Source organism: Streptomyces sp. NPDC048415 (assembly GCF_040651675.1).
GTDB lineage: Bacteria > Actinomycetota > Actinomycetes > Streptomycetales > Streptomycetaceae > Streptomyces.
Map to the genome: position 1 here is coordinate 1 of NZ_JBEZKJ010000008.1, position 21,168 is coordinate 21,168.

Genomic DNA, 21,168 nt, shown 5'->3' on the forward strand with positions numbered 1-21,168 from the left:
GCCCCCTCGCCCGGCGGGCGCGCCCCGGGCGGGCCCCGCGCGCGCGCGGCCCCCCCGCCCCGGCCCCCCCCCCCCGCCCGCGCGCCTCACCCTGCCCCGGCCCCCGGGGCCGGCGCCCCCGGGCCCCGCCGCTCTGCCTGTGTGCGCGGCGGCCGAGCCTGCGCCTGCGTCCGTCGTGCTGTCTGCGCCTGCTCTGTTCCGCGCGTGCGTCCGTCGCGAGTGTGTGCGCGCCTGCCGTGTCTAGCGCGCGCGTCCCTCGCGACTGTGTGCGCGGCGACCGAGCCCACGTCTGCCTCCGTCGCGGTGTGTGCCCGCATGCCGTGTCCAGCGCGTGAGTCCGTCGCGACCGTGCGCCGGCCTGCCGTGTCCAGCGCGCGCGTCCCTCGCACTGTGTGCGCGCCTGCCGCGACCGCGCCCGTCCGTCGCAGCTGTCAGGAGACCAAGCCGGCCAGCTTGCGCAGTGACTCGTTGAGCGCGGCCGTCGCCGAGTCCTTCAGCTTGCCCGCCATGAGCGAGACGGCCGCGCCGGTGAACTCGCCGTCGATGCGGACCGTCGTCGCCTCGCCGTCGGGGGTGAGCGTGTAGCGCGTGGCGACGGTCACCGCCATCGGACCCTTGCCGCGGATGGCCAGCACGCGGCCGGGCTCCAACGTCTCGATGGTCCAGGTGACCTCGGCGGGGAAGCCCATGAGCTTCATGTTCTCCTCGAAGGTGCCGCCCACTTCGAGGGTTTCGGGGCCGCCCTTCGGGAAGCTGGTGTGGGTCGCGTTCCATTCCCCGTACGCGGACCAGTCCGTGAGCTGGGCCCAGATCTTTTCGGCGGGCGCCTCGATGCGTGCTTCCGCGCTGACTTCGGCCATGCGACCACCCCTTCGTGTCGGGCGCTGCGCCCGGCGCAGCTACGGTGTCGCGGAACGTAGCCGCAGGCCGCGGAACATTCAATACTGATGAACCGTCAGGAATTGTGGAGGGGTGTAGAGGGGTGCGGACGGGGCGGTTGCGGGTCAGCCCACCCGCCGTATCACCGCCGCGTCGAACAGGTCCCAGGCGCGCGGGTGGGGACCCTCGTCGTGGCAGTGCCACGCCTCCCAGAACAGGTCGGCGAGCAGCGCGTCCTCGGGGGCGTACACCCGGTACACGTACTGCCTGCCGTCGATCGCCGGCAGGGCGACCAGCCAGCACCTGCTGTCCATGTTCCGAGGGACGAGCGCCGGAGCGGGGCGGTTGCGCACGGGGCGCGTGGCAAGGCGGCGCACGCCCCCCGGGGAATCGGCGCGAAGCCATTCGTCAGCGCGAAGTCATCCGTAAGGAGGAGACCGCTCGTGGATGCCCAACCTGTGTCGGACGCGCAAATGCTGCCCGCCGAGGATGCCCCGGCCCGAAGAGGCTGATGGGGTAGGGGTTGTGCCATCCCGTATCCCCCAGCAGTCCGCCGCCGAGAGCGGCCCGAACCGTGCGGAACTCGATGCCGGGCTCAGTGCCGAGCTGGCCTCGGTGGTCTCCGGCGCGCGCAGGAGGGCACTGCGAGACGGGGACCGGCAGATCGACACCGCCCATCTGCTGCACTCACTGCTGGAGTCCGACCCCGAGGTGCGCGCCGTGTTCGACGGCGGGCCGCACGTCGCCCGGCTGCTGGGATACCTCGTGCAGCGCAGCATCGGCTACGGACTGCGCTGGCAGAGCACCGTCGAGGACTCCGGTGCCGTACCGGTGGTGGCCGACGCGGGCTGGTCCCCGGTGGCGGCCGGTGCCATGGAGGCGGCGCAGGAGCGCGCCGTACTGCGGGGTGACGAGCCGGCCCGCGGCCTCGATCTGCTCGCGGCGGTCGTCGCCGAACCCCAGTCGCGGGCCGTCGAGGTGCTGGGGCGTGCGGGAGTCGACGCCGGCGAGCTGCTGGGCCGGATCGAGACCGGATTCGAGGAGCACGTCGGCCGGGGCGACAGCGGCCGCTGAACGGATCTCGACGCCCGGCCGACTCGCGGACCCCTGCGGTCCCGGCGTTGAAGCCTGCCATCGGTTACGCCTCGTCCGGCGTCGGCCAGGTGATGCCGGCCGGCGATAGCCGCGTCGGCGTCCAGTCGTTGAGACAGGTGTCATTGGGGATGACGCTCATGTCATCGCCTGTCATCATGTGCCGGTGCATACGTCTCAGGGCAGTCAGGGCAACCGTGGCAGGGGCGTCGGCCTGGGCCTCGCGCTCGGGTCGGCGGTCGCCTTCGGTGGATCGGGTGTCGCGGCCAAGCCGCTGATCGAGGCGGGCCTCGACCCGCTCCACGTGGTGTGGCTGCGGGTCGCCGGCGCCGCGCTGGTGATGCTGCCACTGGCCGTACGCCATCGCGCACTGCTGCGTCAGCGCCCCGCGCTGCTCGTCGGGTTCGGGCTGCTCGGTGTGGCCGGTGTCCAGGCCTGCTACTTCGCCGCGATTTCCCGTATCCCGGTCGGCGTCGCGCTGCTCGTCGAGTACCTCGCGCCCGCGCTCGTGCTCGGCTGGGTGCGCTTTGTGCAGCGTCGGCCCGTGACGCGCGCCGCGGCCCTCGGAGTCGTCCTCGCGGTCGGCGGACTCGCCTGCGTGGTCGAGGTGTGGTCGGGGCTCAGCTTCGACGCCGTCGGACTGCTGCTCGCGCTGGGCGCCGCCTGCTGCCAGGTCGGCTACTTCGTTCTGTCCGACCAGGGCACCGACGCGGGCGAGGAGGCGCCGCACCCGCTCGGGGTGATCGCGTACGGGCTGCTCGTCGGCACCCTCGTGCTGACCGTCGTCGCGCGGCCCTGGACCATGGACTGGTCCGTGCTCGGGGGCGGCGCGGACATGAACGGCACGTCGGTCCTCGCCTCGCTGCTCCTCGGCTGGATCGTGTTGATCGCCACCGTTGTCGCGTACGTCACCGGAGTGCTCTCCGTGCGCAGGCTCTCCCCGCAGGTCGCGGGCGTCGTGGCCTGTCTCGAAGCGGTGATCGCGACCGTCCTCGCCTGGGTGCTGTTGGGCGAGCACCTCTCGGCGCCGCAGATCATCGGCGGTGCGGTGGTGCTCCTCGGCGCTTTCATCGCGCAGTCGTCGGCGCCCGCGAAGTCCTCGGACGGGTCGGTCGCGAGCGGTGCGAGCGACGCCGAAAGGGAGTTGTCCGCTCACGGGACCGCCGTCTAAGGTGCGGATCGTGCCTTTGACGCTCGTTCTTCCGCCTCCGGCCGCCTGAGGCGGGCCCTCCGGAATTCACGCCCGGTCCCGTGCCGGGCGGAACGGTGCTGCCCGCAGAAGAAGTCCGAGGACCTTCCGTCCGTACGCCGATGCCCTGTGCCCGCTGCCTTGCGTGCCTTGCGCACCGACCGCGACGTGGTCCCTTCCTGAACTTCTGCGTATCTGCGGAGAGAACACGTGTCGAACGCTGCTTCCGGCCTGCCCATCGGGCGAGGCCTCCTCTATCTGATCGTCGCCGGTGCCGCCTGGGGCACCGCGGGTGCGGCCGCGTCCCTGGTCTACCGGGCCAGTGACATGGGACCGATCGCCCTTTCCTTCTGGCGCTGCGCGGGCGGACTCGTGCTGCTGCTCGCCGTACGGCTGCGACGGCGCCGCACGGTCGCGCCCGCCGTTTGTGAGCCCCTCGGTCGCAAGGCCCTGCGGATCGGCGTGACCGGCGTCGGCCTCGCCGTCTTCCAGACCGCCTACTTCGCCGCCGTGCAGGCGACCGGCCTCGCCGTCGCGACCGTGGTCACGCTGGGCGCCGGGCCGGTGCTCATCGCGCTCGGCGCCCGGCTGACCATGGGGGAGCGGCTCGGGCGCGGCGGGAGTGCCGCCGTCGCCGGGGCGCTCCTCGGGCTCGGGGTGCTGGTGCTGGGCGGCGGGGGTGCGACGGTGCGACCCTCGGGCGTCGCGCTCGCGGTCGTGGCCGCGGCCGGGTACTCCGTGATGACGTTGCTCACCCGCTGGTGGGGACGCGACGGCCGAGTCGACGGATCCGGCACGACGGTGTGGACGTTCGCCGTCACCACCGTCTGCCTGCTGCCGCTCGGGCTGGCCGAGGGGCTGGTGCCGCACGCCGCCCAGCCGGCGCATGTCCTGGCCCTGGTGGCGTACATCGCCGCCATTCCCACGGCCCTGGCCTATGCCCTGTTCTTCGCGGGCGCCGCCGCCGTCCGTTCCGCGACCGTATCCGTGATCATGCTCCTGGAGCCGGTGAGCGCGGCCGTACTCGCCGTCGGGCTGCTCGGCGAGCGACTCACCGCGCCGACGCTCGCGGGCACCTTGCTGATGCTCGGCTCGGTCGCGGGGCTCGCGGCAGCGGAAACGCGCGGCGCGGGCGCCGACGGGCGCCCGGCACCCGAGGAGGAAACGGCACTCGTCTGAGGCACCCGGTGCGGGCCCTTGCACGGGCCCGCACCGCTGCGCTCGTCATCTGGGGAGGGCCAGGGTCACAAGGTGGCCAGATAGTCCGGAACCTTGATCCCGGGGGCCAGGTCGTCGGCGGGGATCGGGGCGCCGAACCCCTTGGTCAGGGGCAGGACGCCGGTCCAGTGGGGGAGCGGGAGGTCCTCGGGCTCGTCGTTCGGGCCGCCGGTGCGCAGCTTCGCGGAGACCTCGTCCAGGTCGAGGCGGATGACGGCGGTGGCCGCGAGTTCCTTGGCGTTGGCGGGGCGGGAGTCATGCGAGCGACCGGGGACGACATGGTCGACGAGGGCATCCAGGGCCTCTCGCTTCTCGTCCGGGTCCGTCACCTGCTGGGCGATGCCGTGCACCACCACGGAGCGGTAGTTGAGCGAGTGGTGGAAGGCCGAGCGGGCCAGCACCAGGCCGTCGACATGGGTCACGGTCAGACAGACGGGCAGCCCGCGATCGGCCTGGCCCGTCATCCGCAGCGGGCGCGAGCCGGTCGAGCCGTGCACGTACAGGCGCTCGCCGACGCGGCCGTACAGCGTGGGCAGGACGACCGGGGCGCCGTCGCGCACGAAGCCGAGGTGGCAGACATAGCCCTCGTCGAGTATCGCGTGCACCAATTCACGGTCGTACGCGGCACGGTCCTTGGAGCGGGTGGGGACGGTGCGGTCGGTCGGGGCGTAGGCGGCGGGCGGCGTCGCCCCGGGCTGGGCGCTCGTCTCCGGCATTGCGTTCTCCATTGCACTAGTGCATAATCTGCTTTGTGCTAGGAGAGTATCGGATCGAAGGGCGTCGCGCAGTCGAGATCGCCGCGAGCGTCGAGCGCGGGGTGGGGTCGGGAGATCTCGAGCCGGGTCAACCGCTGCCGCCGATGCGGGAGTTGGCCGATCGGCTCGAGGTGAATCCGAATACGGTCGCGGCCGCCTACCGCACGCTGCGCGAGCGGGGGGTCATCGAGACCGCGGGCCGTCGGGGGAGCCGGGTGCGTGCAAAGCCCGCCACCACGGGCCGCGAGGACATCCGCGTCGAGGTGCCGGACGGCGTGCGCGACGTGGCCGACGGCAACCCCGACCCCGCCCTGCTGCCCTCTCTCGCCGAGGCGTTCGCGGCGGCGGCCGAGCGCTCGGACCGCGACCCCGTGATGTACGGGGAGGCCGCCGTCGAACCGGAGCTGGAGCGGCTCGCGCGCGCCGACCTCGTCGCGGACGGGGTCCCCGACGGGCCCGTCGTCGTCACGTCCGGATCGCTCGACGCCATCGAACGCGTGCTGTCGGCGCATCTCAAGCCCGGTGACGCCGTCGCCGTCGAGGACCCGGGCTGGGGCAGTCTCCTCGACCTCGCCCCGGCGCTCGGGCTGCGCACGGTCGGCGTCGGTGTCGACGAGGAGGGGCCGCGTCCCGACGACGTACGCCGTGCGCTGGAGGCGGGTGCACGGGCCCTCATCGTCACGGACCGCGCGCAGAACCCGACCGGCGCCGCGGTGAGCGCCACGCGTGCGCGTGCCCTGCGTTCCGTGCTCGAAGAGCACCCGCACGCCCTGCTGATCGAGGACGACCACGGCCACCGGATCGTCGACCTTCCGCTGCACCCCCTGGCCGGGGTGACGCACAGCTGGGCGTTCGTGCGCTCCGCCGCCAAGGCGTACGGCCCCGACCTGCGGCTCGCCGTCCTCACCGGGGACCCCGTCACGGTCGACCGCGTGCACGGGCGGCAGCGGCTCGGGCCCGGGTGGGTGAGCCGGCTGCTGCAGAAGGCCGTCGTGCACCTGTGGACCTCCGGCGCGGTGGACGTCGGGGCCGTGGCAGCGGCGTACGGGCGACGCCGGGACGCGCTGATCGACGCCCTGAAGGAGCGCGGCGTCGAAGCGCAGGGGCGCAGCGGGATGAACGTGTGGATCCCCGTCCCGGACGAGACCGGGGGGGTCGCGCGGCTGCTGCACTCCGGCTGGGCGGTCGCGCCCGGGGCACGCTTCCGGATGAGCGCGCCGCCCGGCATCCGGATCACCGTCTCCACTCTGACCCCGGACGACATCGAGCCGCTGGCGGATGCCGTCGCGTCCGCCGTCGCCCCGGCACCCGCACGCCGCTACGTCTGAGGCGTCGACGTCAGCGGCGCGGCTTGGCCTGGGTGAGCGCCGCGCCCGCGAGGACGATCACGGCGCCGACGGGAGTCGACCAGGTCAGCGACTCGCCGAGGATCGCGACGCCCGCCGCGGTGGCTATCACCGGGATGAAGTACGTGACCATCTGGGCCGTCGTCGGGCCGACCTCGGCGACGATGCCGTACTGGATGAGCATGGCGAGGCCCATGCCGAGGGCTCCCAGGGCGACGATCGCGAGCAGCGGGACGAGGGGGAAGTGGCTCGGCAGAGTGGTGAACAGCGGGGTGACCAGAGCCAGTTGGGCCGTGGCCAGCAGCAGCTGGGCGCCGGTCATCGACAGATGCGAGTGGCCGGTGCCGGCCAGCGTGCGGCGGACGTAGATCCAGCCGATCGGGTAGCTCAGCGAGGCCAGCAGGGCCATCGCCGTGCCCGTGGTGTCCAGGCCGTGGAAGCCCTGCCAGACGCCGAGGACCGTCAGGACGCCGAGGAAGCCGATGCCGAGACCGGCGACCCTGCGCCGGGTCGGCCGGTCCTCGGAGAGGGCGATGAGGGACAGGGCCATGCCCCACAGCGGAGAGGTCGCGTTGCAGATGCCGGCGAGCGTGGACGGGATGGTCAGCTCGGAGTAGGCGAAGAGTGAGAACGGCAGCGCGTTGAGCAGGAACGCCGCGACCGCGAGGTGTCCCCAGGTCCGCGCTCCGCGCGGTAGCCGCTCCCGCTTCAGGACCATCGCCGCCGCGAGCACCGCGGTCCCGAACAGCAGCCGTCCGAAGGTGACCTGGAACGGCGCGTAGCCCTGCGTGCCGACCTTGATGAGCAGGAAGCTGAAGCCCCAGATGAGGGAGAGGACGCCGAAGCGGACCCGCCAGTCGAGGGCGGCGCGACGGCCTGCGGCAGTGGTGGGTGAGGCGGCGGTGCGCGGGTTGGCGACGGTGCTCATGGACACCACGATGAAGGAAACGATCTCGTAGCACAAGCGAGATTTATCGAGCGATATCTCGTAGCATTGCTTACATGTTGAATCTGGAGCGCCTGCGCACCCTCGACGCCCTCGCCCGGCACGGCTCGGTGAGCGCCGCGGCCGAGGGGCTGCACGTGACCACGTCGGCCGTCTCGCAGCAGATGTCCAAGCTGGAGCGCGAGGTGGGACAGCAACTGCTCGCCAAGAACGGCCGGGGCGTGCGCCTCACCGACGCGGGGCGGCTGCTCGCCGACCATGCCGCCCGCATCCTGTCCCAGGTCGAGCTCGCTCAGGCCGACCTGGAGGCGCAGCGCGGTCAGGTGGTCGGTGAGCTGCGGATCTCGGCGTTCCCGACCGCCGCGCGCGGACTCTTCCCCGGCGCGCTGGCCACGCTCCGCAGGGACCATCCCGGACTGCGGGTGCGCTCGTGCGAGCTGGAACCCGAGGCCGGGGTCGCCGGGGTGGTGCGCGGCGACCTCGATCTGGCGGTCGTGCTCGACTGGTACAACAAGCCGATGCCGCTGCCCGACGGCCTGGTGAAGGCGTCGATCCTCGACGACCCGGCCGATGTGGCGATGCCGGTCGGGCACCCCCTCGCGGACCGTGCGGAGGTCGACCTCGGCGACTTCGCCGACGACGAGTGGATCACCTGGGCCGAGGGCGAGTTCTGCCACGAGTGGCTGATATTCACCCTCCGCTCCAAGGGCGTCGAGCCGCGCATCGGGCACCGCGCCGCGGAGACCCACACCCAGCTCGGGCTGGTCGCCGCGGGTCTCGGGGTCTGTGTGGCGCCGCTCCTCGGGCGGCATCCGGTGCCCGAGGGAGTCGTCACCGTGCCGGTGCGGCAGCGCGTACGCCGTCATGTCTACGTCGTGTGGCGGGCCGACGCCGACCGCCGGCCGTCAATCAGAGCGGCGGTGGACGCCTTGCGCGGGGCCGGGGAAGCCGTCAAGTGAGCTACCCGGCGGGGAGTTTGCGGAAGTCCCATGAGGCGATCGCCTCCGGGGTCAGCCGCATCCAGGCGTGCCGGCCATCGTGCGGCATCTCCTCCAGACCGAAGTTCTTGCGCGCGAACAGGGTCTCCGGGACATCGAGTTCGGCGCGGAGTTCGCCGGTGCGGGGTATCTCGCCCACGAACTCCACCGTGCCCGACAGCTCCACGCCCCGCAGTTCCCCGTACTCCTCACCGGAGTCGATCACGACGGCGATGCGCTGATCCCGGCGCAGCTCCGTCCAGCGCTTGCTGCGCACCACGGAGTACAGCCACAGCGAGCTGCCGTCCCAGGCGAACCAGAGGGCACTCACATGCGGGGCGCCGTCCTTCGAGACGGTGGCGACGCGGCAGGTGCGCTGGGTGGTGAGGAACTCGTCCAGTTCGCCGGGAGTCATCATGATCTTCCGGCCTCTGCGCTGAGTCACGGCCATGCGGTCCCCTCTTCTTCCACTTCTTCCACGGGGAGCTTTCCCGTGGATCTCGTACGTCGACAAAGATCCTCTGACGTCACGTCAGAAAAGCATGGGCCGTCTTCCGTCCTCGCGCAATGGCCGTTACGCTCGCCCGCTCCGACCCTCGACGACAAGGGGAGCCATGCCGTCGTACGAACAACTCAGTGAACTCCTCGACCCCGTCACCACGGTGCTGCTCACTGTCGAGTGCCAGCAGGGTGTCGTGGGCCAGGACAGCGCGCTGCCAGAACTCGCCAAGGAGGCGCGGTCGTCCGGAGCGCTGGGCAACGTCGCCAGGCTGGTGGCCTCCGCCCACGAGAGCGGCGTGCAGGTCATCCACGCCATCGCCGAGCGGCGCCCGGACGGCCGGGGCGCGAACCGCAACGCCCGGCTCTTCCGCGCGGCCGAGCGGCTGCCCGTGCGCCAGCTGACCGGGACCACAGCCGTGCGGGTCGCACCGCCCATCGAGGTCGCCGAGGAGGACTTCGTCGTACGCCGCCTGCACGGTCTGTCGCCCCTCGCGGGCACCGACGTCGACGCGCTGCTGCGCAACGTCGGCTGCCGCACTCTCGTCGTGACCGGCGTGTCGGCCAACGTGGCCATACCCAACGCCGTGTTCGACGCCGTGAACCGCGGCTACACCGCCGTCGTACCGGCGGACGCCATCGCGGGGGTGCCCTCCGACTACACCCCCGCGATGATCCGCAACACGCTCGCCCTGGTCGCCACCATCACGGCGACCGACGACGTGCTGACCTGCTTCAAGCGGACGCGCCGCTGAAGTCCCCAGCGCTCACGCGAGTGTGATCGAGTCGCCATCCACGGTGATCTTGGTGGCGGCCAGAGCGGCCGTCGCGGGCCCCTTCTTCACGCTGCCGTCGGTGGCCGAGAACTGGCTGCCGTGACATGGGCAGTTGATCACGCCGTTCGAGATGCCCTTCACCGCGCAGCCCTGGTGGGTGCACTTGGAGGAGAAGGCCTTGAAGGTGCCCGCCGTCGGCTGGGTCACCACCACACCCTGATCGGCGAAGACCTTGCCGCCGCCCTCCGGGATGTCGGTGGTCTTGGCGAGCACCGTGCCGCCGGCACTCCCGGCCGCGGCGTTGTCGCCGCCGCCCGAGCTGCCCCCGCTCACCTCGGTCGAGCCGGACGACTTCTTGTCGTCCCCGCACGCGGTCAGCGCGACGGCGAGCCCCGCCGCGCCGACCGCGGCCACCACAGCCCGGCGAGCCGGTGCCGGGACGGGGTGAAGCGATTCGCTGGTCATGCTGACTTTCCCTTCAACGGAGGTGATCGTGATCCGTACAGAAGTACGGTCCGCCCGTGTGCCCCGTTCAGGGGGTTGGGCACTTCTTGACCGAATCGACAGCGGGTCGACAGCCCTTGTGCCCCGATCGACAGCGGGTCGACAGCGGGTCCCGCCCACCCCAGTAGCCTGGGGCGATGCTCAAGGAAGTCATCGCGACCCGCTACATCACGCCCCTGCGTGAGGGCGGCTCGCTGCCGGGGCTCGTCGAGGCCGACGATCTCGGGACGTACGTCATGAAGTTCACCGGCGCGGGGCAGGGCCGCAAGACGCTCGTCGCGGAGGTCGTCTGCGGTGGACTGGCCCGCCGCCTCGGCCTGCGAGTGCCCGGTCTGGTGACCATCGGCCTCGACCCGGTCATGGGACTCGGCGAACCGGACCAGGAGGTCCAGGAGCTGCTGAAGTCGAGCGGCGGGCTGAACCTCGGGATGGACTTCCTCTCCCGTGCGATCGGCTTCGATCCGCTCGCTTTCGGCATCGGTGCGCAGGAGGCCGGACGGATCGTCTGGTTCGACGCCCTGGTCAACAACGTCGACCGCTCCTGGCGCAACCCCAACCTGCTGATGTGGCACGGCGACCTGTGGCTCATCGATCACGGCGCCACGATGATCTGGCACCACCACTGGCCCGGCGCCCAGGCCTCCGCCGCCAAGCCGTACGACGTCTCCGACCACGCCCTCGCGCCCTTCCGGCCGGACATCGCCTCCGCCGCCGCCGAACTGGCGCCGCTGGTCACCGAGGAACTGCTCGCCGAGGTGACCGCCGAGATCCCCGACGAGTGGCTCGCGGGCGAACCCGGCTTCGACTCGCCGGACGCGCTTCGGCGCGCCTACGCGGAGCCGCTTCTTGCCCGCGCCGCCGTCATCCACGAGCGCGTCAAGGGCATTGACGGCATCGAGGGGGACAAGTGAGCGAGCGGGACGTCTTCGAGTACGCGCTGCTGCGCGTGGTGCCGCGGGTCGAGCGCGGCGAGTGCTTCAACGCGGGCGTACTGGTGTACTGCCGTGCCAAGTCCTTCGTCGCGGCGCGGACCCACTTGGACGAGGCCAAGTTGCGGGCGCTCGACCCGGAGGCGGACGTGGCGGGCGTACGGGCCGCGCTGCGTGCCGTCGAAGGAGTCTGTGCCGGGGGAGACGCCGCTGGTCAGGCGGCGCGCGATGATGCCGGGCGGCGCTTTCGCTGGCTGATCGCACCGCGCTCGACGGTGGTCCAGCCGGGGCCCGTGCACACGGGACTCACCGCCGATCCGCAGGCGGAGGCCGTGCGACTGCTCGACCTGCTGGTGAGGTAATGGATCACAGCGGGAGTGCGTGACGTTGACACCGAGTGCCAGGACTTCTAGTTTCACGTGTACCGAAGGTACTAAGCGGTCGCTCACCTGAGGGCGTACCGTGGACCGCAGGCTTTTCAAGGGCGAGGAGAACCAGCAATGTCCACCACTGAGCAGCGCGTCGCCGTAGTCACCGGTGCCGCGCGCGGCATCGGCGCCGCGACCGCAGTACGTCTGGCCGCGGAGGGCCGCGCCGTCGCGGTGATCGACCTCGACGAGGCCGCGTGCAAGGACACCGTGGAGAAGATCACCTCCGCCGGTGGCAAGGCCATCGCGGTCGGCTGTGACGTCTCCGACGAGGCCCAGGTCGAGGCCGCCGTCGCGCGGATCGCCGAGGAACTCGGCGCGCCGACCATCCTGGTGAACAACGCGGGCGTGCTCCGCGACAACCTGCTGTTCAAGATGAGCGCGTCCGACTGGGACACCGTCATGAACGTGCATCTGCGCGGCGCCTTCCTGATGACCCGCGCCGTGCAGAAGTACATGGTGGACGCGAAGTTCGGCCGCGTCGTCAACCTGTCCTCGTCCTCGGCGCTCGGCAACCGCGGCCAGGTCAACTACTCGGCCGCCAAGGCCGGTCTGCAGGGCCTGACCAAGACCCTCGCCTTCGAGCTCGGCAAGTTCGGCGTCACCGCGAACGCCGTCGCGCCCGGCTTCATCGTCACCGACATGACCGCCGCCACCGCCGCGCGTGTCGGCATGGGCTTCGAGGACTTCCAGGCCGCCGCCGCCACCCAGATCCCCGTGCAGCGCGTCGGTAACCCCGACGACATCGCCAACGCCATCGCCTTCTTCACCGGCGAGGCCGCCGGATTCGTCTCCGGCCAGGTGCTGTACGTGGCCGGCGGACCGCTCAACTGAGGCCGGAGGGCACGGACATGACCACACTTCCCGAACTCTCGGGCAAGGTCGCGCTCATCACGGGCGCGAGCCGCGGCATCGGATACGGCATCGCGGAGGCCCTGGTCGCCCGCGGCGACCGGGTCTGCATCACCGGCCGCAACGAGGACGCCCTCAAGGAGGCCGTCGAGGCGCTCGGCGCCGAGCGCGTCATCGGCGTCGCCGGCAAGGCCCACGACGAGGCCCACCAGGCCATCGCCGTCGAGCGCGCCATGGAGGCCTTCGGGCGCGTCGACTACCTGGTCAACAACGCCGGTACGAATCCGGTGTTCGGCCCGATCGCCGAGCTGGACCTCAACGTGGCGCGCAAGGTCTTCGAGACCAACGTCGTCTCGGCGCTCGGCTTCGCCCAGCAGACCTGGAAGGCCTGGCAGAGCGAGAACGGCGGCGCGATCGTCAACATCGCCTCCGTCGCCGGCCTCGCCCCCTCGCCGTTCATCGGCGCGTACGGCATCAGCAAGGCCGCCATGATCAACCTGACCGTCCAGCTGGCGCACGAGTTCGCGCCGAAGGTGCGGGTCAACGCGATCGCGCCCGCCGTGGTGAAGACCAAGTTCGCGGCGGCTCTGTACGAAGGCCGCGAGGCGGAGGCGGCCGCGGCCTACCCGCTCGGCCGGCTCGGCGTGCCCTCCGACATCGGGGGCGCCGCCGCGTTCCTCACCTCGCAGCAGTCGGACTGGGTCACCGGCCAGACGCTGGTCGTCGACGGCGGCATCTTCCTGAACGCCGGAGTCGAGTGACCTCTGCGCCGAGGGCAAGCGTTGTGGAGGTCTGACAAAAACTACGAGGGTGTCGACCGGCAGGGAATTCTCCGCCCGGGTCGGACGACGGGTTCACAGAGCCCTGACAACGTAGTCACATCCGCGCTGATCAAGTGCCCTGCCGGGAACACGGTTCCCCCGGCAGGGCACTGCGGTATGGTCTGCCGACCCTTGGTACGGCAGATCGAGGAGCGTGCGCGTGTTCAACCGGAACCGATGTCTGCGGAAGCTGGCGGCGATTACGTCGATAACCCTGGTCGCAGGGTGTGGCGTCCTCTCCTCGGGATCGTCCGACGACAAGGGACCGATCGTCGTGGGCACCACCAGCGCGCCCAGCACGCTGGACCCGGCCGCCTCGTGGGACGGCTCCTGGGAGCTGTTCCGCAACATCTACCAGACGCTGCTGAGCTATCCCAACGGCGCGGTCACGCCCCAGCCCGACGCGGCCAAGAGCTGCGGGTTCACCAACGGGTCCGATCGCACGTACCGCTGTGTACTGCGCCCGGACATGAAGTTCTCCGACGGGGACACGCTCGACGCCCGGGCCGTCAAGCACTCCATCGACCGGATCAAGAAGATCGACGTACCCGGCGGTCCCGCGGGCCTGCTCGGCAGCCTCGACCGGGTCCAGGTGCTCGGCGACAGCGAGATCGTCTTCCACCTCAACAAACCGGACGCCACCTTCCCGTTCGTCCTGGCCACTCCGGCCATGTCGATCGTCGACCCCGACGACTACCCCGCCAACGCCCTGCGCAAGGACGGCAAGGTCTTCGGGTCCGGGCCCTACAGCCTGCAGTCCTACGAGGAGGGCAAGAAGGCCGAACTCGTCCGCAACGACCACTACGACGGCTTCGCCCAGCGCAAGAACGACGCGGTCACCATCCGCTACTTCCAGGACTCGGCCCAGATGGTCGACGCCCTCAGGGCCAAGAAGATCGACGTCACCTACCGCGGTCTCGCCGCCTCCGACATCGTCGATCTGCATGGACGCGACTCCCAAAGGGGCATCCAGCTCATCGAGGGCGCGGGCACCGAGATCAGCTACCTGGTGTTCAACCCGAAGGATCCGTGGGCAAGGAAGCCCGCGGTCCGCAAGGCGATCGCCCAGGTCGTGGACCGGCCCGCGATCGCGCACAAGGTCTACAAGGACACCGTCGACCCGCTGTACTCCATGGTCCCTGCGGGCCTGATCGGGCACACCACGGGCTTTTTCGACGACTACGGGAACCCCAGTTCGTCCAAGGCCCGCAAGATCCTCCTGGACGCGGGCATCACCCAACGGGTTCCGCTCACCCTCTGGTACACGACCGACCGCTACGGCTCCGAGACCGCTCCGGAGTTCCGGGAGCTCAAGAGCCAGCTCGAAGGCTCCGGCCTGTTCAGCGTGACGCTGAAGAGCCGCCCCTGGAAGACGTACGAAGCCGGCTACCGCAAGGGCGAGTACCCCGTCTTCGGGCGCGGCTGGTTCCCCGACTTCCCGGACGCCGAGAACTTCATCGCGCCCTTCGTGGGCGACCAGAACGCGCTCGGTACGCCGTATCCGGCCCCACGGATCACCAACAACCTGCTGCCCGAGTCGCGCCGCGAGAGCGACCGCGGCGCCGTGGTCAAGGAGTTCGAGGAGGCCCAGCAGATCCTCGTCGACGACGCCCGGCTGCTGCCGCTGTGGCAGGGCAAGCAGTACGTGGCCGCCAGCGAGGACATCTCGGGCGGCGAGCGGGCCCTGGACCCCTCGACGATCATGACGATGTGGGAACTGCACCGCAAGACCAGCTGGTAGCGCGGGTGCCGGAGCCGATTGTCAGTGGGCGACGGTAGGTTCTGTGGTCTGGAAGTGACCGCACATCGGAGGAAGTTGACGTGACCGATATCGCCATGCTGCCCGAGTCCTGGCGCGGCGTCCTGGGCGAGGAGCTGCAGCAGCCCTACTTCAAGGAACTCACCGAGTTCGTCGAGGAGGAGCGCGCGAAGGGTCCCGTCTATCCTCCGCGGGAGGAGGTCTTCGCCGCGCTCGACGCGACGCCGTACGAGCGGGTGAAGGTGCTCGTCCTCGGCCAGGACCCGTACCACGGCGAGGGCCAGGGGCACGGCCTGTGCTTCTCCGTCCGCCCGGGCGTGAAGACCCCGCCCTCGCTGCGGAACATCTACAAGGAGATGAAGGAGGAGCTGGGCACCCCGGTCCCGGACAACGGCTATCTGATGCCATGGGCCGAGCAGGGCGTGCTGCTGCTCAACGCGGTGCTGACCGTGCGCTCCGGGGAAGCCAACTCGCACAAGGGCAAGGGCTGGGAGAAGTTCACGGACGCGGTCATCCGTACCGTGGCCCACCGGCCCGACCCGGCGGTCTTCGTGCTGTGGGGCAACTACGCGCAGAAGAAGCTCCCGCTGATCGACGAGGAGCGGCATGTGGTGGTGAAGGGGGCGCACCCCTCGCCGCTGTCCGCGAAGAAGTTCTTCGGCTCGCGCCCGTTCACGCAGATCAACGAGGCGGTGGCCCGGCAGGGCCACGAGCCGATCGACTGGCGCATCCCGGACCTCGGCTGACCCCTGACCCGCCGGGCCGGACCGTCACCGGGCCGGCCCAGCGGTGTACGGGGGCGCCTCGGCGTGATTGTCAGTGGGTGCCATTAGCGTCGTCAAAGACAGTGACGAGTCTGGAGGACGCGGTGGCGGAGCAACAGGAGCAGGCGGCGCCGGACGCCATGATGACCCGGATCGGGCAGGTCGTCATGCTGCACCACGGCGGCGACCGCGAGGAGGCCCGCGGCCGCTTCCTGAACCTGTGGGCGGAGATCGGCGAGGACGGCGACCCCCTGCACCGCTGCACGCTGGCGCACTACATGGCCGACACCCAGGACGATCCCTCGGACGAGCTTGCCTGGGACCTGCGCGCGCTGTCGGCGGCCGATGAGCTCAGCGACGGGCGCCTCGCCGAGCACCACCAGTCGCTCGCGGTGCGCGCCTTCTATCCGTCACTGCATCTGAACCTGGCCGCCGACTATGTGAAGCTCGGCCGCTCCGAGGCCGCGCGCGGTCATCTGCGCCGGGCGCGCGGAGCGGTCGGTGCCCTCGCCGACGACCGCTATGGCGATGGCGTCCGAGCGGCGATCGGCCGCCTGGAGCTGCGCCTCGACGGCGACGGGACCTCGGCGGAGACCAGCGGACCCGATCGCTTCGGCGGACCCGGAGGGGAGACGCTGGGACCGCCGAGACGGCCCTGAGGCCTGTCGCCGGGGGGCCGTCAATGCCTGTGCAGCGCGCGCCCTTGGGGATTGTTGCCCGTGGCGCCGTCAGTGTTCGTGCAGCGCCCCTGGGGATTGTTGCCCGTGGCGCCGTCGTCCGCGCAGCGCCCCCGGGGACTGCTGCCCGTGGCGCCGTCAGTGTCCGTGCGGCGCCCCTGGGGATCGTTGCCCCGTGGCGCCGTCGTCCGTGCAGCGCCCTTGGGGACCGTTGCCGAGGCGCCGTCAATGCCCGTACGTCCCCGCGCAGATGACCGCCTCCGGGCTGTCCGCCTTCCAGCCTCCGTACTTCCTGCCCAGGGCGCACACGTCCGCGTTCCGCGGCACGTCGAGAGAGCGGGGCGGCACGGCGACGCGGGGCTCGGGGCGCCGCGGTTCGGGGCGCGGGGCGGTGCGGGCACGGTGCGAAGGGGCCGCCGGCGCCGCTGGGGGCGGTGGGGGAGCCGCGCGGTGCGGTGTCGCCGCGCTCTGTGAGGGCGTCCGCGAGGGCCCGACGCGCTCCAAGGCCTCCCGCGCCGGTGCCTGCACGATCTGCGACTCGGCCTTGCCGTCCGGATGCGGCGCGGCGGGCCCGGCAGGCGCGGGCGGCGGGCCGGAGGCGGGCGGCCGCTGGACGGTCACACAACCGGAGAGGGCGGTGACCGCCACGGTGACCAGGAGCGTTGCGGTCGTCGTCGTTCGATGCATCCGAGCAACTCTGCTGTGTTCGGCCCGCCTTGGGGAGCGGAGAGGCGCAGGATGCCCCACACGGGTGATCCTTCCGCTCCTGGGGTGGGCGCCGGTGTCGGCAAGCTGACCCGGCGCCGGGTGATCCGAGCCGAGGTCCCTCACTCGCCGGTCGCGCCGTCGATCCGCTCCCGGATCAGATCGGCGTGGCCCAGGTGGCGCGCGTACTCCTTGATCATGTGGGTGTAGATCCAGCGCAGGCTGATGGGTTCGCTGGTGAACCGGCTCTCGCCCGCGCAGACGTCGTCCAGGGCGAAGCGCGCCGTATTGCGCCGGGCGATCGCGATCTCCGCCTGCCAGGTGGCGTATGCCTCGTCCCAGGTGTCCGCTTCGGTGACACGGAAGTCTCCGTCCGGGTTCTCGTCGTCGGCGTAGATCGGCCCCGCGTCGTCGGCCGCCAGGACCTGGCGGAACCAGCCGCGCTCCACTTCCGCCAAGTGCCGGACGAGCCCGAGCAGCGACAGGATGGACGGCTCGACCGACGCGGTCCTGAGCTGGGTGTCGTCGAGGCCCTCGCACTTCATCTCCAGGGTCTGGCGGAGATGTTCGAGCCAGCCCTCCAGCATGGATCGCTCGTCGGCGTCGGTGGTGGGTTCGGTGCGCTCCCTCGTCATGGCGTCAGCATGCCCCTCAACAGCTCCCGGAAGCTGTCCCGCGGTGCCTTCCCCTCGTGGTCCCGCGGCGGGCCGCGCTCATCGACCGGCAGGTGTCCCGCGGCGGGCCGCGCTCATCGACCGGCAGGTGTCCCGCGGCGGGCCGCGCTCATCGACCCGCCGGCCGCCCGAAGGCACCGTATGTACGGCGGGCCGAGGTGAGCCTGCGCTGGACCCGCGCTCTTGCCGCGCGGCCTCGGCGGCCTCGATGCCGTCGACGGCGTCGACGGCATCGACGACCGGCGGCCGCCGCGAGCGCCGTATGCTTCCGGCGAGGTCGGAAACCGGAACGCATCCCTTGAGGAGACCCCTGTGAAGGTCGGCTGCATCGGACTCGGCGACATCGCGCAGAAGGCGTATCTGCCGGTGCTCGGCGCGCGGCCGGGGATCGAGCTGCATCTGCAGACGCGGACGCCCGCGACGCTCGAACGGGTGGCCGACGGTCTTCACCTTCCGCAAGGGCAGCGCCACGCCGACCTGTCGGATCTGCTCGCGCAGGATCTCGACGCGGCGTTCGTGCACGCGGCCACCATCGCGCACCCCGAGATCGTCACGCGCCTGCTGGAGGCGGGCGTACCGACGTACGTGGACAAGCCGCTCGCCTACGAGCTCGCCGAATCGGAGCGTCTTGTCCGGCTGGCCGAGGAGCGGAACGTCACTCTCGCCGTCGGCTTCAACCGCCGTTACGCGCCCGGATACGCGCAGTGCGCCGACCACCCGCGCGAGCTGATCCTGATGCAGAAGAACCGCATAGGGCTGCCCGAGGCACCGCGCACCATGGTCCTCGACGACTTCATCCACGTCGTCGACACCCTGCGGTTCCTGGCGCCGGGACCGGTCGACGACGTCACCGTGCGGGCCCGCGTCGAGGACGGGCTGGTGCACCATGTGGTCCTGCAACTCGCCGGGGACGGCTTCACGGCACTCGGCGTGATGAACCGGCTCAGCGGCTCGAACGAGGAGATCCTCGAGGTCTCGGGCCAGGACACCAAGCGTCAAGTCGTCAACCTCGCCGAGGTGATCGACCACAAGGGGCAGCCGACCGTACGACGGCGCGGGGACTGGGTGCCGGTGGCCCGGCAACGCGGCATCGAGCAGGCGGCGAGCGCCTTCCTCGACGCCGTGCGCGCGGGCAAGGTGCTCAGCGCCCGGGACGCGCTGGCGACTCATGAGCTGTGCGAGCGCGTGGTACGTGCGGTTCAGGAGCGGTACGCCGCAGCCTGAACACGCGGGCGCCCTCCGTCGCGCACAGCGCGGCCAGCACCAACAGGGCGGCGTGCACCGGCCAGTCGCCCAACCGGACGTACGGCGTCACTCCCCGGGCCAGCGGCACCTCGTACACCATCGTCCCGCTCGCGCCCGTGCCGAGCCAGGAGCCGATGCGTTCGCCGCTCGGGCCATAGACGGCGGAGACGCCGGTCAGCGTCGCGTGCACCATGGGGCGGCCGGTCTCGGCGGCCCGCAGCGCGGCGAGCGACGCGTGCTGCTCGGGGGCCCAACTCCCCTGGAAACTAGAGGTCGAGGACTGCGCGAGGAGCACCTCGGCCCCGTCCTGTGCGAGATGGCGGGTCATGTCGGGGAACGCCGTCTCGAAGCAGACCATGGGGCCGACGCGCAGCCCGTGCCCGACGTTCAGCACCACCTGTTCGGTGCCGCGCCTGCGGTCCTCGCCCGCGGCCTTGCCCACCGAGGTGGCCCAGCCCAGGAGGGAACGCGCGGGTATGTACTCCCCGAAGGGCACGAGCCGCATCTTGTCGTACCGGTCGCCGGTCGGACCCTGCGGTCCCACCAGGACCGAACTCTTGTAGATGCCGGGCCGGTCGGAGCGCCGTGCGTCGACGTTCACCATGATGTCGGCGCCGGTCAGGCGGGACAGCGCGGCGATCCGGTTTGCCAGGTCGGGGCGGTCGGTCAGGTCGAAGCCGACGCTGCTCTCGCCCCAGACGATCAGGTCGAGGTCCTGCCCGGCGAGCGTGCGGGTGAGCGCCTCCTCGCGCGCGAACCGCTTGTCACCGCTGCCGACGCCGCCCACCACACCGGGCTGTACGACGGCGATCCGGACCCGGCCGTCGACGTCCGGGCGCGGCGACCACACCCAGGCCGCCGAGGTGGCGGCCGCCGTCGCGACGAGCCCGGCCACGGCGGGCATACGGGACTCACGCACCGAGACCAGCACGGCGGCCGCGACATTGACCGCGACCACCAGGAAGCTGAGCAGCCACACCCCGCCGACCGAGGCCAGCCGCAGCGCGGGCTCCACCTGCCACTGACTCGACCCGAGCAGGCCCCACGGCCCGCCCAACCCCTGCCAGGACCGGGCGAGTTCGACCATCAGCCACCCCGACGGCAGGACGACGAGCGCGACACCGACCTGTCCGGGGGAGGACACACCGCCGAGGAACCGCCGGACGAGCCAGCCCCAAGGAGCCCACAACGCACCCAGCAGCGCCGCTATGAGCACCGTGAACACATGCAGGCTCGGCAGCAGCCAGTGGTGCACGGCCAGCATGAATCCCAGTCCGCCGAACCAGCCGTCGTACGCGGCCCGCTTGCCCGTCGGGGCCGAGCGGGCCAGCAGGATCCAGGGCACGAGGGCGATGTACGCGAACCACCACCAGGACGGGGCGGGGAACGCGAACACGGGCAGCGCGCCCGCCGAAACGGCGACAACGGCGCGCCGCCACGGGGAGGCGAGCAGGCGGTCGAGCCTCTTCATGCAGCGTCTCCCTCCCCGGTGGTGCCTCCAGTGTGCGCGCCGGGGAAGATCTCCGACAGGGGGCGTCCCCGGGGCTTGTTCCGGCGGCGGGCGAGGGCGCCGGAGGAGCGGCTCAGGTGGCCGCGGGCTCGTGACGTGACTGCGGGGCGCGGCGCCACTTCTCCTGGACGACCACCTGGCGCAGTCGCCAGCCGTCGTCCGTGCGCAGCAACCCGAAGGCGTAACGCCCGCCGCACACGAAGTCGGGCGCGGTGGACCCGCCGTCGTGGCCCGCGAACTTCATCGGATTGATGTAGTCCGCCTGGACCCGCGCCGTGTCGCCCGTGTCCTGCTCGAGGATCTCGAACCGCACGCGCCGGTTGACGATCAGATGCTGACGCATCGGGAACAGCCGCATGCTCTGCGCGAGCCACCCGGCGACCTGGCCCGCATCCCCCTCGATGCCGCCGGCCGAGCGGTAGTCCGCGCGTCCGTCCGCTGTGAACAGCCCCCGGTACGCCTCCCAGTCACCGTCGTCCACGGCCACCGCGTACTCGGTGACGAGTCCGTCCAAAGCGAACCGGTCCATCACGGTCGCGAGCTCTACACGCTGCGTCATCGGCTCAGTGTTCGCCACGGGACGTGCCACGCCAAGGGGCTGTACGGGGATATTCGGTGGCCACG

Annotated in this window: 24 protein-coding genes; 14 read left to right on the forward strand and 10 right to left on the reverse strand. The window is 71.4% G+C overall.

Annotated features, from left to right (window positions below):
* Positions 1-431: 431 nt before the first annotated feature.
* Positions 432-860 (reverse strand): SRPBCC family protein, encoded by a 429-nt coding sequence (locus AB0D27_RS08400; RefSeq protein ID WP_362503897.1) that lies wholly within the window; start codon positions 858-860, stop codon positions 432-434.
* A 144-nt stretch (positions 861-1,004) separates the two neighbouring features.
* The gene (locus AB0D27_RS08405; protein WP_362503900.1) at positions 1,005-1,193 is read right to left on the reverse strand and encodes a hypothetical protein; all 189 of its coding nucleotides are present in this window, start codon (positions 1,191-1,193) and stop codon (positions 1,005-1,007) included.
* A 211-nt stretch (positions 1,194-1,404) separates the two neighbouring features.
* Here AB0D27_RS08405 and AB0D27_RS08410 point away from each other — a divergent pair, with 211 nt between their 5' ends.
* The 3 genes from AB0D27_RS08410 to AB0D27_RS08420 all read left to right on the forward strand — a co-directional run bounded on the left by AB0D27_RS08410 (position 1,405) and on the right by AB0D27_RS08420 (position 4,339).
* On the forward strand, positions 1,405-1,953 hold the full coding sequence (locus AB0D27_RS08410; protein WP_362503903.1) for a Clp protease N-terminal domain-containing protein: 549 nt from the start codon (positions 1,405-1,407) through the stop codon (positions 1,951-1,953).
* Positions 1,954-2,131: 178 nt separating this feature from the next.
* On the forward strand, positions 2,132-3,142 hold the full coding sequence (locus AB0D27_RS08415; RefSeq protein ID WP_362503906.1) for an EamA family transporter: 1,011 nt from the start codon (positions 2,132-2,134) through the stop codon (positions 3,140-3,142).
* Positions 3,143-3,370: 228 nt separating this feature from the next.
* Positions 3,371-4,339, forward strand: coding sequence for an EamA family transporter (locus tag AB0D27_RS08420; RefSeq protein WP_362503909.1), 969 nt, complete (start codon positions 3,371-3,373; stop codon positions 4,337-4,339).
* A gap of 65 nt (positions 4,340-4,404) precedes the next feature.
* Here the strand turns inward: AB0D27_RS08420 and AB0D27_RS08425 are convergent, their stop codons facing one another.
* Positions 4,405-5,094, reverse strand: coding sequence for a pyridoxamine 5'-phosphate oxidase family protein (locus AB0D27_RS08425; protein WP_362503912.1), 690 nt, complete (start codon positions 5,092-5,094; stop codon positions 4,405-4,407).
* 35 nt (positions 5,095-5,129) lie between these two features.
* Here AB0D27_RS08425 and AB0D27_RS08430 point away from each other — a divergent pair, with 35 nt between their 5' ends.
* On the forward strand, positions 5,130-6,461 hold the full coding sequence (locus tag AB0D27_RS08430) for an aminotransferase class I/II-fold pyridoxal phosphate-dependent enzyme (protein ID WP_362503915.1): 1,332 nt from the start codon (positions 5,130-5,132) through the stop codon (positions 6,459-6,461).
* Between the two features lie 10 nt (positions 6,462-6,471).
* Here the strand turns inward: AB0D27_RS08430 and AB0D27_RS08435 are convergent, their stop codons facing one another.
* Entirely contained in the window at positions 6,472-7,407 is a 936-nt protein-coding gene (locus AB0D27_RS08435; RefSeq protein WP_362503918.1) for a DMT family transporter, read from the reverse strand.
* Positions 7,408-7,481: 74 nt separating this feature from the next.
* Here AB0D27_RS08435 and AB0D27_RS08440 point away from each other — a divergent pair, with 74 nt between their 5' ends.
* Positions 7,482-8,384, forward strand: coding sequence for a LysR family transcriptional regulator (locus AB0D27_RS08440; protein ID WP_362503921.1), 903 nt, complete (start codon positions 7,482-7,484; stop codon positions 8,382-8,384).
* A 1-nt stretch (position 8,385) separates the two neighbouring features.
* On the opposite strand, the gene AB0D27_RS08445 is transcribed toward AB0D27_RS08440, so the two are convergent.
* Positions 8,386-8,853: a pyridoxamine 5'-phosphate oxidase family protein gene (locus AB0D27_RS08445; RefSeq protein WP_362503924.1), complete on the reverse strand. Its 468-nt coding sequence runs from the start codon at positions 8,851-8,853 to the stop codon at positions 8,386-8,388.
* Positions 8,854-9,016: 163 nt separating this feature from the next.
* Between AB0D27_RS08445 and AB0D27_RS08450 the strand changes: the two genes are divergently transcribed.
* On the forward strand, positions 9,017-9,655 hold the full coding sequence (locus tag AB0D27_RS08450) for a cysteine hydrolase (protein ID WP_362503926.1): 639 nt from the start codon (positions 9,017-9,019) through the stop codon (positions 9,653-9,655).
* 12 nt (positions 9,656-9,667) lie between these two features.
* Here AB0D27_RS08450 and AB0D27_RS08455 read toward each other — a convergent pair whose 3' ends face one another.
* On the reverse strand, positions 9,668-10,141 hold the full coding sequence (locus AB0D27_RS08455; RefSeq protein ID WP_362503929.1) for a Rieske (2Fe-2S) protein: 474 nt from the start codon (positions 10,139-10,141) through the stop codon (positions 9,668-9,670).
* A 176-nt stretch (positions 10,142-10,317) separates the two neighbouring features.
* Between AB0D27_RS08455 and AB0D27_RS08460 the strand changes: the two genes are divergently transcribed.
* The 7 genes from AB0D27_RS08460 to AB0D27_RS08490 all read left to right on the forward strand — a co-directional run bounded on the left by AB0D27_RS08460 (position 10,318) and on the right by AB0D27_RS08490 (position 16,392).
* Entirely contained in the window at positions 10,318-11,091 is a 774-nt protein-coding gene (locus AB0D27_RS08460; RefSeq protein WP_362503932.1) for a HipA family kinase, read from the forward strand.
* Complete coding sequence (locus tag AB0D27_RS08465) at positions 11,088-11,471, forward strand: DUF3037 domain-containing protein (RefSeq protein ID WP_362503935.1); 384 nt, start codon at positions 11,088-11,090, stop codon at positions 11,469-11,471. Before AB0D27_RS08460 ends, AB0D27_RS08465 begins: the two co-directional genes overlap by 4 nt.
* A gap of 138 nt (positions 11,472-11,609) precedes the next feature.
* On the forward strand, positions 11,610-12,371 hold the full coding sequence (gene fabG / locus AB0D27_RS08470; RefSeq protein ID WP_362503938.1) for a 3-oxoacyl-ACP reductase FabG: 762 nt from the start codon (positions 11,610-11,612) through the stop codon (positions 12,369-12,371).
* 17 nt (positions 12,372-12,388) lie between these two features.
* Positions 12,389-13,150: an SDR family oxidoreductase gene (locus tag AB0D27_RS08475; protein WP_362503941.1), complete on the forward strand. Its 762-nt coding sequence runs from the start codon at positions 12,389-12,391 to the stop codon at positions 13,148-13,150.
* A 220-nt stretch (positions 13,151-13,370) separates the two neighbouring features.
* A complete protein-coding gene (locus AB0D27_RS08480; protein WP_362503943.1) occupies positions 13,371-14,951 on the forward strand; it encodes an ABC transporter substrate-binding protein in 1,581 nt (526 codons plus the stop codon).
* Between the two features lie 80 nt (positions 14,952-15,031).
* A complete protein-coding gene (gene ung / locus AB0D27_RS08485; RefSeq protein WP_362503945.1) occupies positions 15,032-15,715 on the forward strand; it encodes a uracil-DNA glycosylase in 684 nt (227 codons plus the stop codon).
* 122 nt (positions 15,716-15,837) lie between these two features.
* Entirely contained in the window at positions 15,838-16,392 is a 555-nt protein-coding gene (locus AB0D27_RS08490) for a hypothetical protein (protein ID WP_362503947.1), read from the forward strand.
* 243 nt (positions 16,393-16,635) lie between these two features.
* On the opposite strand, the gene AB0D27_RS08495 is transcribed toward AB0D27_RS08490, so the two are convergent.
* Both AB0D27_RS08495 and AB0D27_RS08500 read right to left on the reverse strand, forming a co-directional pair.
* Positions 16,636-17,097: a hypothetical protein gene (locus AB0D27_RS08495; RefSeq protein WP_362503949.1), complete on the reverse strand. Its 462-nt coding sequence runs from the start codon at positions 17,095-17,097 to the stop codon at positions 16,636-16,638.
* A gap of 140 nt (positions 17,098-17,237) precedes the next feature.
* Entirely contained in the window at positions 17,238-17,750 is a 513-nt protein-coding gene (locus AB0D27_RS08500) for a DinB family protein (protein WP_362503951.1), read from the reverse strand.
* 351 nt (positions 17,751-18,101) lie between these two features.
* Between AB0D27_RS08500 and AB0D27_RS08505 the strand changes: the two genes are divergently transcribed.
* Entirely contained in the window at positions 18,102-19,013 is a 912-nt protein-coding gene (locus tag AB0D27_RS08505) for a Gfo/Idh/MocA family oxidoreductase (protein ID WP_362504335.1), read from the forward strand.
* Here AB0D27_RS08505 and lnt read toward each other — a convergent pair.
* A complete protein-coding gene (gene lnt / locus AB0D27_RS08510; protein WP_362503953.1) occupies positions 18,931-20,505 on the reverse strand; it encodes an apolipoprotein N-acyltransferase in 1,575 nt (524 codons plus the stop codon). The genes AB0D27_RS08505 and lnt overlap by 83 nt on opposite strands.
* A gap of 112 nt (positions 20,506-20,617) precedes the next feature.
* Entirely contained in the window at positions 20,618-21,103 is a 486-nt protein-coding gene (locus AB0D27_RS08515; RefSeq protein WP_362503955.1) for a nuclear transport factor 2 family protein, read from the reverse strand.
* Between the last annotated feature and the right edge of the window lie 65 nt (positions 21,104-21,168).